Genomic DNA, 12,632 nt, shown 5'->3' with positions numbered 1-12,632 from the left:
AAAACTCATGTTTGAAGTTAATCCAGTAAAATTCAAAATTAAGGAGCTTGCCGAGCGCACGGAGCTTCTTAGGGGGTATCTTTGACTACGATGCCAAAAATGAGCGTCTAGAAGAAGTTACCCGTGAGCTTGAAAGTTCAGAAGTGTGGAACGACCCAGAGCGCGCCCAAGCCTTAGGCAAAGAGCGCGCCAGCCTAGAAGCTGTGGTCAAAACCATAGACGATATGGACTCAGGTCTTGAAGATGTTGAAGGCTTACTCGAGCTGGCTATTGAAGAGGAAGACGAAGATACCTTCAATGAAACCAGTAAAGAGCTGGATTATCTCGAAAGCCGTCTTGCCGATCTTGAATTCCGTCGTATGTTCTCCGGCCCGCAAGATGCGTCAAACTGTTATTTAGACATTCAGTCTGGCAGTGGTGGTACCGAAGCCCAAGATTGGGCCAACATGGTGCTGCGTATGTACCTACGTTGGGGCGAAGCCCATGGCTTTAGCCCTGAGTTGATGGAAGTAACCGATGGTGACGTGGCCGGTATTAAAGGCGCGACCATTAAGTTTACTGGCGAATATGCGTTTGGTTGGTTACGCACTGAGACTGGCGTGCACCGTTTAGTACGTAAGTCGCCATTCGACTCATCGGGTCGTCGTCATACGTCATTCTGCTCTGTGTTCGTTTATCCAGAAATCGACGACGATATCACTATCGATATCAATCCATCGGATCTGCGTATCGACACTTATCGCGCATCGGGCGCGGGTGGTCAGCACGTTAACAAAACGGAATCGGCGATTCGTATTACCCACTTACCGACGAATACCGTTGTGCAGTGCCAGAACGACCGTTCACAGCATAAAAATAAAGATGCTGCGATGAAGCAGCTGAAAGCAAAACTGTTTGAGTTAGAAATGCTCAAGCAAAATGCCGACAAACAGGCCGCAGAAGACGCTAAGTCTGATATCGGCTGGGGCAGTCAAATTCGCTCTTATGTATTAGACGATGCCCGCATTAAAGACTTACGCACAGGCGTTGAAACCCGCAATACTCAAGCGGTACTCGATGGCGATCTGGATAAGTTTATCGAAGCCAGTTTGAAATCTGGGCTGTAATTAATTCAAGGTATAGACGAGAAATAAGATGACTGAACAAGTAATTGATGAGAACAAACTGATCGCCGAGCGCCGTGCCAAGCTAGAAAGCATCCGCCCAAACTGTAGTGCTAATGCGCATCCAAATACCTTCCGTCGCACCCATAAAGCGGCTGAACTGCAAGCACAGTATGGTCAAAACACTAAAGAAGAACTCGAAGCCTTAGGTTTTAAGACCAGCATTGCTGGCCGCATCATGGCAAAACGTGGTCCTTTCTTAGTGATCCAAGACGTGTCTGGCCGTATTCAAGCTTACGCTGAAAAAAGCGTACAAGCTGATTTGAAAGAGCGTTTTCAAGGTCTGGATATCGGTGACATCATAGGTGTAACTGGTCAGCTGCATTTGTCTGGCAAAGGCGACTTATATGTCAACATGGAACAGTACGAGCTACTGACCAAGGCGCTGCGTCCATTGCCTGCGGATTATTATGGTCTAGCCGATCAAGAAATGCGTTACCGTCAACGTTACGTGGATCTCATCGTTAACGAAGATTCACGCAATGCCTTTATCATGCGTTCTAAAGTGGTTTCTGCAATCCGTAACTTCATGATCAAAAAAGAGTTCATGGAAGTTGAAACCCCTATGATGCATGTGATCCCAGGTGGTGCTTCGGCCCGTCCTTTTATCACTCATCACAACGCCTTAGACATGCCAATGTACCTGCGTATCGCGCCAGAATTATACTTGAAGCGTTTAGTGGTGGGTGGTTTTGAGCGTGTGTTCGAAATTAACCGTAACTTCCGTAACGAAGGTCTGTCGCCACGTCATAACCCAGAATTCACTATGATGGAATTCTATATGGCTTATGCAGACTACAAAGATCTGATGGACTTAACCGAAGAAATGCTCAGCTCGATTGCTATCGAACTGCTTGGCAGTGCGCAAATGCCATACGGCGAGCACACAGTTGATTTCGGCGGCCCATACGCACGTTTAAGCATGTTAGAAGCGATTCAGAAGTACAATCCTGATAACGCGACTATCCAAGCTATGACCTATGAGCAAGTGAAAGATGTTGAATTCATGCGCGATTTGGCGAAAAGCTTAGGTATGAAGATTGAGAAGTTCTGGACTTGTGGTCAGCTGCTTGAAGAAATCTTCGGTGAAACTGCTGAATGGCAATTGATGCAACCGACGTTCATCACTGGCTACCCAGCGGATATTTCACCATTGGCACGTCGTAATGATGACAACCATTTCATCACTGACCGTTTCGAATTCTTCATCGGTGGCCGCGAAGTGGCTAACGGCTTTAGCGAGCTGAACGATGCTGAAGATCAAGACAACCGCTTTAAAGCACAGGTTGACGCGAAAGATGCAGGTGACGATGAAGCTATGTTCTACGATGCAGACTATATCACTGCACTGGAACACGGTTTGCCACCCACGGCAGGTCAAGGTATCGGTATCGACCGTTTAGTGATGTTGTTCACTAACACTCATACTATCCGTGACGTGATCCTGTTCCCTGCCATGCGCCCACAGGCGTAATGCAGTCGAACAAGGTATTTCGTTGTACATTTTGTTGTATTAGTTTAGCCACTCGACTTTTAGTAAGTCGCAATAGGTTAAGTTTACAGTGATTGATTTAGGTATGATCTGAGCATCGCTACGATGAAATACCCCCTAAAAAACCAGCCATTTGGCTGGTTTTTTGTTTTCTAAAATAGTTAAAAATAATGAGTGATAAAGTCGCACCATTAGTAACCTAAAAATGGGCTAGATGAGCATCATCAAGTGGCACGTTAGCTTTAGCTTGTGAGTGTAGATAGTGTCTTTAACTTGGGGTTGTATATTGGGATGTCACGAAACACTCGTTTATGCTGCTAGCATCTCACCGCCAGTCACATGCGATATTGTCTGTGTTCATTTCATTTTCGATAGAGATGGTTTGCAGGAATACCTAGGGCAAGGAGTTCAAGAAGAGGCAATTGGGATACATCAAAATAGTTGGTTGTATTACTGAGTGCATAAATACTTCATAGGGATTATTTTTAAACGCGTTTGTTCATTTATACCCACTCGTACGGCTGTTTCAGATAATCAACCCGACATTAGTCTAATAGTGTGTTGCTTGACCTCAGTCGCTAACTCAATGAAACTCTCCATTAAATCACCTCCTACTAAAGTATGGATAATTAAATAATGTTAATTTTCTTTATTTGTATCGCACTCTTAGTGCTTGCATACAAGTTCTATAGTCCCTTTGTTGAGCGGCAAGCGGGTATCGATCCTAAAGCGATAACACCACAGGCGAGATTCGAAGATGGCGTCGATTACGTTCCGGTTCATCCGGCTAAAGCGTTTCTGATCCAGTTCCTCAATGTCGCGGGTGTGGGGCCGATATTTGGCCCGATCCTCGGTGCACTTTACGGCCCAATAGCCTTAGTGTGGATTGTACTGGGGAATATTATTGGCGGCGCAGTACATGATTATTTTTCTGGCGTGCTCAGCATAAAAGAAGACGGTAAGAGTCTGCCAGAGATTGCGGGCCACTACTTTAATATTTACTTTAAAGGCGTGATGTTGCTGTTTACGGCTATGCTGCTGTTTTTTGTGGGCGTGGTCTTCATCATGAGCCCCGCAGGTTTGCTGAGTAATCTCGATTATTTTAAAGACACCATCTTTGGCAATAATACCTTCTGGGTGTTAGTGATTTTAGTCTATTACTTTTTAGCGACTATGCTGCCGATTGATAAAATCATCACTAAATTATATCCCGCATTTGGTTTGTTGATGATAGTCATGACAGTTTCTATCGCCGTTGCTCTAATGATCAATGCGCCGCAGTTACCTGAAATGGGTGATGTGTTTGCCTATTTCGACCACAGCCATTACAACAATGAGTTACTCGAACCAAACCCAGATGGACTACCTGTTTGGCCACTGTTATTTGTGACTATTACCTGTGGTGCGATTAGCGGTTTCCATTCAACTCAAGCGCCTATCATGGCTCGTTGCTTGACGAATGAGAAGTATGTTCGCCCTGTGTATTATGGCGCTATGGTTGCTGAAGGTATCGTTGCTTGTGTATGGGCAACGGCGGGTATTGCAGCTTTCCCTGGCGGTTATGTTGAGCTTAAGAGTTTGCTCGACCAAGGTGGCCCAGGTTTAGTGGTTAACCAAGTGGCAACCACGTATTTAGGTGTTGCGGGCGGTATTATGGCGATTGTGGCCGTGGCTATCTTCCCTATTACCTCTGGCGATACCGCATTTCGTTCGCTGCGTTTGACGATTATCGATGCCTTCCATATTCCGCAAAGTATGCGTAATCGCTTATTGGTTGCAGTGCCTATTCTGACCATTGCGTACTTTATGACGAAGATCGATTTCTCTTTGATTTGGCGTTACTTTGCTTTCTCAAATATGCTGCTATCAACCAGTGTATTGTGGTTAGCGACTAAGTATTTGTTCGATCGTGGGACCTTCCATTGGATTGTTAGCTTACCAGCCATTGGCGGCACCAGCGTTACTGTGTCTTATATTATGACTGCGGGCATTGGCCTAGGCTTACCGCAACCTTTGAGCCAGCCAGTGGGTATTGCTGTCGGAGTTATCTGTTTAGTTGCCCTGATCATTGCACACAATAGACGCAAACCTGTGGCAGAAGTTAAATAGTCCGTTATTCCATAGTTTTACCCAATAACAAACAAGGGCTGCATTTTGCAGCCCTTGTTTTTTTATGATTGGTATCATTCTACTATCCTTTAATAGCTTATTTTAGAAAGGGTAATTTTTGCTGAATATTTTTTAATGAGCGGATTCATCGCGTTTCATCTAGAGGTAAGGTAAGGTCGTTAGACTGGTTTTTATTTCTCTATTGAAACGATTAGTCTGTGGTAGAGAGCGTTAAGCAGTACAAACTTGCGGCAAAAGTCATTTAGATTTTATTTACTTGAATATTTTTTGCGAACAGAAGGAGAGCACGTTATGTCTGAGAACAAATGTCCTATGCACCATTCTGCTGGTGGCACCTCGAATCGAGATTGGTGGCCTAAACAGCTCCGGCTCGATATTCTGCACCAACACTCTTCTTTATCTAATCCTTTGGGTGATGACTTCAATTATGCTGAAGCCTTTAAATCCCTCAATTTAGCTGCTGTAAAGCAAGATCTCCTTGCATTAATGACGGATTCACAGGACTGGTGGCCTGCAGATTTTGGCCACTATGGGCCGCTATTTATTCGTATGGCATGGCACAGTGCCGGCACCTATCGTACCGGTGATGGACGTGGCGGAGCGGGGAGCGGTAATCAACGTTTTGCACCGTTAAACAGCTGGCCAGATAACGTAAACCTCGATAAAGCACGCCGGCTCCTTTGGCCGATTAAACAAAAATATGGTAATAAAATCTCTTGGGCCGATTTGATGATCCTCACGGGTAATGTCGCGCTGGAATCTATGGGATTCAAAACCTTAGGTTTTGCTGGTGGGCGAGTCGATATTTGGGAACCCGAAGCTGATATTTACTGGGGTGCGGAAAATAAATGGTTAGACGATAAGCGTTACTCGGGAGAGCGAGATCTTGAAGATCCCCTCGCCGCAGTCCAAATGGGGTTGATTTATGTTAACCCTGAGGGACCCAATGGCGACCCAGATCCTTTCGCTGCCGCCGTTGATATCCGCGAAACCTTTGCCCGCATGGCGATGAATGATGAAGAAACCGTAGCCTTGATTGCCGGAGGTCATACTTTTGGTAAAACCCATGGTGCAGGTGACGCAGCATTAGTCGGACCTGAGCCAGAAGCCGCAGGTATTGAACAGCAAGGGCTAGGTTGGCAGAGTCGCTATAAAAGCGGTAAAGGTGGCGATACTATTTCCAGTGGCCTCGAAGTGACTTGGACCTCAACACCAACCCAATGGAGTAACAATTTTTTTGAAAATCTATTTGGATATGAATGGGAACTGACTAAGAGCCCTGCGGGTGCCCATCAGTGGATACCTAAAAATGGCGCGGGTAAAGGGGTGATCCCCGATGCGCACGATGCTTCAAAACGTCATGTGCCAACCATGTTGACCACCGACCTTGCACTGATCTTCGATCCTGATTACGAGAAAATATCACGTCGATTCTTTGAAAATCCCGATGAGTTTGCCGATGTATTTGCAAAAGCTTGGTACAAGCTGACACACAGAGATATGGGGCCATGCACACGCTATTTGGGTCCTGAAGTGCCTGCAGAAACGTTTCTTTGGCAAGACCCCATTCCTGCGGTTGATCATCCCCTGGTTAATGAGCAGGATGTTACTGATCTCAAACTGAAGATTATTGGTTCTGGATTAACGATTTCAGAAGTCGTTGCCACTGCTTGGGCCTCGGCTTCTACCTATCGCGGTTCTGATATGCGCGGTGGTGCGAACGGTGCTCGAATTCGACTCGCACCGCAAAAAGATTGGCCAGTGAATCAGCCTGAACAGCTCGCTAAGGTGCTCAAAGTGCTTGAGAGTATTCAGTCTGAGTTCAATCAAGGAGGTAAGAAAATCTCCCTTGCTGACTTGATTGTGCTAGCAGGTTGTGTCGGTATTGATCAAGCGGCTAGAAATGCGGGGGTTGAAGTGACGATTCCATTTACGCCGGGTCGTATGGATGCCACGCAAGCACAAACTGATGTGGAATCTTTTGCGGTACTTGAACCTGTCGCAGATGGCTTTAGAAATTATCATCCCACTCCGTTTTCTGTTTCGGCGGAGGAGTTATTGGTCGATAGGGCGCAATTACTGACCTTAACTGCGCCGGAAATGACAGTGCTTATTGGCGGTCTGCGGGTGTTAGATACTAACTCTGATCAGTCAAAAACAGGTGTCTTGACTGCGCGTCCTGAGTTTTTGACCAATGACTTTTTTGTTAACTTGCTCGATATGGGGACGACGTGGAAACCCACTTCCAAAGCGGAGGATATGTTTGTGGGTATTGATCGCGTCAGCGGCCAGCAAAAGTGGACTGCAAGTCGTGTTGATTTGATCTTTGGCTCTAATTCGCAGCTGCGTGCACTCGCAGAAGTGTACGCGAGCAGTGATGCACAGCTGCGATTTATCGATGATTTTATCGACGCTTGGACTAAGGTGATGAACTTAGATAGATTCGATCTTCGCTGAGCTTATATTTATTAGTCTTTTTAGTGGTATATGGATCCAATTTAGGCGCCGCTGGGGTTAATGCGGACCAAGCGTTTAAGTGGATTTTCAGTTAAATGATCGCCTAATCCAAAGTGGTTAAGCGGTCATTTTTATTCATGTGCTTTGACGCTCATCAATTTAGGTGGAATATGAATATTCAGCAAATGTCGGGTTTAGCCATTTTACAGGCAATGGCAAGGGGGGAATTACCCGCACCTTCTATCTCTCTCACTATGCCAATGTCGCTGGTTCAAGCCGACGAAGGAACGGTGACATTCCATGCGACTGCCGATGATAAGCACCTCAACCCATTGGGCGGTGTTCATGGTGGTTTTGCCGCGACTGTATTGGATTCGGTTACCGGTTGCGCCGTGCATACATTGCTTGAAGCGGGTGTCGGTTACGGCACTATCGATTTGAATATTAAAATGATTCGACCTGTGCCTAAACATCAAGTGTTAGTGGCTGAGGGCAGGGTGATCAATTTATCTAAGTCTTTAGGTATTTCGGAAGGTACGCTAAAAACGCAGGATGGAAAACTGCTCGCCACTGCTACGGCGACTTGTATGATTTTAAGGCCATAAACCGATTTTGCAGGCTGGCGATATTATCTCTTCGAGTTAACACGCTGAGCAGATAATTAACCTATGCCGAAGGTGCACTTTATCTTCAGGTATTAAGCCGACGGCCTTCTTGCTGGCAGTGAGGTTTTTATGGGCGTAAATTCAGTTAATAACGGAATTTTTTAATCATATTTTCATAAATAAGCCTCAAGATTGAAAATAGCTAGCATGCCATATTCCATTCGACAGAAAGTATGCTAGATTCTGGCGAATTGTTGCTGATCGCTGTATTGTTACCTCTGTCATCAACAGTTCTCCACAGGGCCATCGCTGCAATTGAGTCAGATTTGCAGGGAAGTGTCAGGAAGTTACACCAATTCAGAGTCTGCTTATGCAACCCAATTTATTTCCCGAACAAAGAAACGTTTATCAAGAATCGAGGGTGACACTACCCTCGATTGAAGCCCAATCCTCCTCTCGTCGCGGCCGTTTGCAGCGTATGGTTGGCGGCGTATTGTTAACCTGTAGCGTATTGCTGAGTCTTTCAGCATGTGCGGCAGGTAAGCAGGCGTCACCACAAGAAGGTGAAGAGTTTAGTTACGCTTGGCTAAAGGGTTATGCCCGTACTATGGCGGCACAACCCTATGAGAGTCATAAAGGCGAATTACCTAAAAGCCTTCAGGGCATGAGTTGGGATGATTACCAACAATTCCACTTCAAGAAGAAAGCCGCACTATGGCGTGATCAAGATTCGGAGTTTCGTGCCGAACTGTTCCATCTTGGGCTGTTTTTTGATACCCCTATTCATATTTATGAGCTAAATGAGGGTAAGGCTAAGTTAATCGAGTATTCACCTTCAATGTTCGATTACGGCAAGTCAAAGGTCAAAGGTAGTCAGTTGCCTAAGGATCTTGGTTTTGCGGGTTTCCGTATGCAATTTAATACCGATTGGCAGCGTGACATTGTTGCCTTCCTTGGCGCTAGTTATTTCCGCGCAGTGGGTCAAGAAATGCAGTACGGTTTGTCGGCTCGCGGCTTAGCGGTTGATACTGCACTGCCAAAACCCGAAGAGTTTCCAATGTTCACCAATTTCTGGTTAGAAAAACCTAAACCAGGATCGAATATCACCACTGTGTATGCCTTGCTAGACTCTCCGAGTGTCACAGGGGCTTATCGTTTTGATATCGAACCGGGTGAACGTTTAAAAATGAAGGTGGATGTGGCAGTTTATCCACGTAAAGCGATTGAACGTTTAGGCGTTGCGCCACTGACCAGTATGTTTATGGTGGGTGAGAACGATCGCCGTACCGGTTATGACTGGCGTCCAGAAATCCATGATACCGATGGTTTAGCCATGCACACGGGGAATGGTGAATGGATTTGGCGTCCGCTAGGTAACCCTGAAAACCTGCGATTCAACGCCTATAGCGATGAAAATCCAAAAGGTTTTGGCTTACTGCAACGTGATCGTAACTTTGATCATTATCAGGACGACGGCGTGTTTTATGATAAACGCCCAAGCCTATGGATTGAGCCAACCAGCAGTTGGGGCAAAGGTTCAGTGCAGTTGGTTGAAATTCCAACACTGGATGAAACCTTTGATAACATAGTTGCTTTCTGGAATCCTGCTGAGCCGATTGTACCTGGTCAAGAGCTGCTGTACAGCTACAACATGTACTGGGGTGGCATTCCACCGGTTCAATCACCCCGTGCTCGGGTTGTCGATACCTTCACCGGGATTGGCGGCGTAGTTGGCCAGAAACGCAAATACTACAGTAAGCGTTTTGTGGTGGATTTCGCGGGCGGAACTTTACCTATGATAGGTAAAGACACCCAAGTTAAAGCCGTGATCACAGCATCTGAAGGCAAAGTGGAAATTGAATCAGCCCGTCCTCTAGCCTCGATTAATGGTTACCGCGCTATGTTTGACGTAGTGCCACCGGGAGACGGGACTGAGCCGATTAACCTGAGAGTCTATTTGGAGGTCGATGGTCAGCCATTGTCTGAGACTTGGATGTATCAGTGGAATCCGCCTGCTAAGGATGATCGTGAATTGCACAATGCAGGTCATCTGCAATAAGCGATTCGTGATTCATTAATCTAAAACGCCAGCTAACTTAGCTGGCGTTTTTGTTTTGATGATTAACAAGATGCGGGGAATGCCGCTCATTTGACATCTAAAAAATCAAGCCAGTTGTAATTGCAAGCATGCTACTGAGTTATTGGGGGCTAATTCACTTTTTGACAATCTAAACAATTTTTCACTGTAAAAGACCCTAAACTTGGGCGTAATCTGTGGGCGTTCTCGCCATGGGTAAGTATTTTATGTTTGAAATGTTCACAACGTTAGGCTTTGCGTGGTCGGTGGGTTTAGTCCTTGCCGTACTTTTTGTACTGGCATACGAATTTATTAATGGCTTCCACGACACGGCAAATGCGGTGGCGACGGTGATCTATACCAAGGCTATGCCGGCAAATCTGGCGGTCGTTACCTCTGCACTATTTAATTTTGCGGGTGTGTTGTTAGGGGGGTTAGGGGTGGCCTATGCGATAGTGCATTTATTACCCGTAGACTCCTTGCTCGGTATGGACTCAATCCAAGGCTTGCTGATGGTGTTTTCCCTGCTATTTTCAGCAATTATCTGGAACTTAGGTACTTGGTATTTTGGTATTCCGGCATCGAGTTCCCATACCTTGATTGGTTCGATAATGGGCGTGGGTGGCGCGTTCGCTTGGATAAATCATCAGCCTATCCTACAGGGCATTAATGTCTCTAAAGCAACGCAGATCATGCTGTCCTTGATTATTTCGCCGACCTTAGGGTTTGTGATGGCAGGGATTTTTTTGCTCATCATGAAATACGTTTGGCAGAAACATAAAATTCACCGTACCCCAGATGAGCAGATGCAGATTAATGGTAAAAAACACCCTCCATTTTGGGCAAGGGCGAGTTTAATTATCTCCGCTATGGGGGTAAGTTTCGCCCATGGTTCTAACGATGGACAGAAGGGGATAGGTTTAGTGATGCTAGTGCTGATTTGTATGGCACCGGCTTATTTTGCCTTGGACATGGGCAGTCAAACCTATGATTTAGAAAGAACTCAAGATGCTAATCGTCGCATTATGGCTATTTATGACCGTAACCAAGCCGTTATCGCGGATGTTATCGACTTTAAAGCCTTAGTCAACGTTCCCGAATATATGCTGGCCCATTGCTCATCTGCCAATGTATTACCGGCGATGTCGTTGCTTGACCGTCGCTTAGCAAAAGTCTCGACTTACAAAGATATGGATGTAGAAGAGCGACGCGAGGTGCGACGTTTATTGTTGTGCATCGATGATACTGCTCGCCAAGTGGCTAAATTGGATCTTCCTGCTAAGGATTTGAGTTCATTGGCTAAATGGCGAAAAGATCTCACTAGAACTACTGAGTATGCGCCCATTTGGGTGATTATTGCCATTGCGACTGCGCTGGGTTGCGGCACGTTGGTGGGTTGGCGGCGGATTGTATATACCGTGGGGGAAAAAATTGGTTCATCGAGTATGACTTACAGCCAAGGCATTGCCGCGCAGGTCACCGCTGCCGTCTCTATTGGGATTGCCAGTATGACGGGGATGCCGGTATCGACGACTCATATTTTGTCTTCCGCTGTAGCGGGTACCATGGTGGCTAATCGTTCAGGGCTTCAGATCCAAACCATTAAGCAAATCATGCTCGCTTGGCTGCTGACACTACCTATTACTATGTTGCTCTCCGCGAGTGTGTTTATCCTTGCCAATGCACTTTGGGGTTAGCCAAGAATACTCAAGTTGAATGCTCACATAGCCAAGCCTTGAGGGCTTGGCTTTTCGGTTCAGTGCCGTTTCCCGCGATAATTACCTAAGCCATCTTGTTAGAGTTGAGCCTTCAACACCAACAAGGACATAAGATGGCTGAGCAATCTAGAACATTTTTCAAAGCACTACATCAACAATCAGAGCCGCTGATATTAACTAACGCTTGAGATGCCGCCAGTGCGGCCATCATCCAAGCATCGGGCGCCCGTGCGATTGCGACCAGTAGCGCGGCATTGGCTTGGTCGCTCGGTTATCCCGATGGGCAAGCGCTACCTAAAGCGGCTTTATTGGGCGTAGTGAACAATATCCTACGGCTGAGCCGAGTGCCCGTGACGATAGATATTGAATCTGGTTATAGCCAAGATCCCGATGAGGTTGCTGCTTTTGTTGCGCAGCTCGCTGAGCTTGGCGTAGCAGGAATTAATATTGAGGATGGCAGTGCAAGTGTTGCTGAGATGGTGGCCAAAATTAAAGCTATTCGCGCCCATCCTTGTTGCCAAGGATTATTTATTAATGCGCGAACTGATGTGTATTTACTGGGTTTAGCCAGTGGTGAGGCCGCAGTTGTTATGACTATCGATAGGTTAACTCAATATCAGGCTGCGGGTGCGGATGGCGGCTTTATCCCTGGCGCGATTAAGGTCGAGACCGCTAAGCGCTTGTCTGCCGCTGTGGATATGCCACTGAATTTTATGCTATTGAATGAGCTGATGGATATCGGCGAGTTATTTGCCGCAGGTGTGCAGCGTTTTTCCACTGGCCCAGCTTCATTTTTACAGGCCTATAGCACTTTGCTTAATCCAATTTTGTTAAATTCAATTAAGGCAAAACCGTTTCAGCGAGAGTCAAATAATGCGGTTATTGCCGTTGATAAGGATTCAATACCTAAAGCCATTTCCCTTGGTTTTGAGCAAATGAATAACTTATTTATCCCGAGTTAAAGCTGTTTTTCATCTATACCCAAGCTAC

The 12,632-nt window shown here is 46.1% G+C and carries 7 protein-coding genes and 1 pseudogene; all 8 read left to right on the top strand.

Annotated elements, in window-relative coordinates; genetic code table 11:
• Positions 1–7 precede the first annotated feature (7 nt).
• A protein-coding gene (prfB, locus tag L5M38_RS05335) for a peptide chain release factor 2 (protein ID WP_168824900.1) occupies positions 8–1,106 on the top strand; the annotation gives its coding sequence in 2 pieces (ribosomal slippage) (positions 8–82 and positions 84–1,106; 1,098 coding nt in all).
• A gap of 28 nt (positions 1,107–1,134) precedes the next feature.
• Positions 1,135–2,637 (top strand): lysine--tRNA ligase, encoded by a 1,503-nt coding sequence (lysS, locus tag L5M38_RS05330; RefSeq protein WP_006080389.1) that lies wholly within the window; start codon positions 1,135–1,137, stop codon positions 2,635–2,637.
• A gap of 654 nt (positions 2,638–3,291) precedes the next feature.
• On the top strand, positions 3,292–4,764 hold the full coding sequence (locus L5M38_RS05325; RefSeq protein ID WP_105250058.1) for a carbon starvation protein A: 1,473 nt from the start codon (positions 3,292–3,294) through the stop codon (positions 4,762–4,764).
• 312 nt (positions 4,765–5,076) lie between these two features.
• Positions 5,077–7,242 (top strand): catalase/peroxidase HPI, encoded by a 2,166-nt coding sequence (gene katG / locus L5M38_RS05320; RefSeq protein ID WP_168824902.1) that lies wholly within the window; start codon positions 5,077–5,079, stop codon positions 7,240–7,242.
• 170 nt (positions 7,243–7,412) lie between these two features.
• A complete protein-coding gene (locus L5M38_RS05315; protein WP_173246528.1) occupies positions 7,413–7,847 on the top strand; it encodes a PaaI family thioesterase in 435 nt (144 codons plus the stop codon).
• Between the two features lie 370 nt (positions 7,848–8,217).
• Positions 8,218–9,906, top strand: coding sequence for a glucan biosynthesis protein (locus L5M38_RS05310; protein ID WP_131524680.1), 1,689 nt, complete (start codon positions 8,218–8,220; stop codon positions 9,904–9,906).
• Between the two features lie 245 nt (positions 9,907–10,151).
• A complete protein-coding gene (locus L5M38_RS05305; RefSeq protein WP_263145400.1) occupies positions 10,152–11,621 on the top strand; it encodes an inorganic phosphate transporter in 1,470 nt (489 codons plus the stop codon).
• Positions 11,622–11,842: 221 nt separating this feature from the next.
• A pseudogene (locus L5M38_RS05300) lies at positions 11,843–12,604 on the top strand (isocitrate lyase/phosphoenolpyruvate mutase family protein); the annotation flags it as partial.
• Positions 12,605–12,632: the final 28 nt, after the last annotated feature.

Origin of the sequence: Shewanella sp. SM101 (assembly GCF_025654465.1) — a bacterium.
In the GTDB taxonomy this organism is placed as follows: Bacteria; Pseudomonadota; Gammaproteobacteria; order Enterobacterales; family Shewanellaceae; genus Shewanella; species Shewanella oncorhynchi.
The sequence above is the reverse complement of the archived record's forward strand: the minus strand, read 5'-3'. Positions and strand labels throughout refer to the sequence as shown.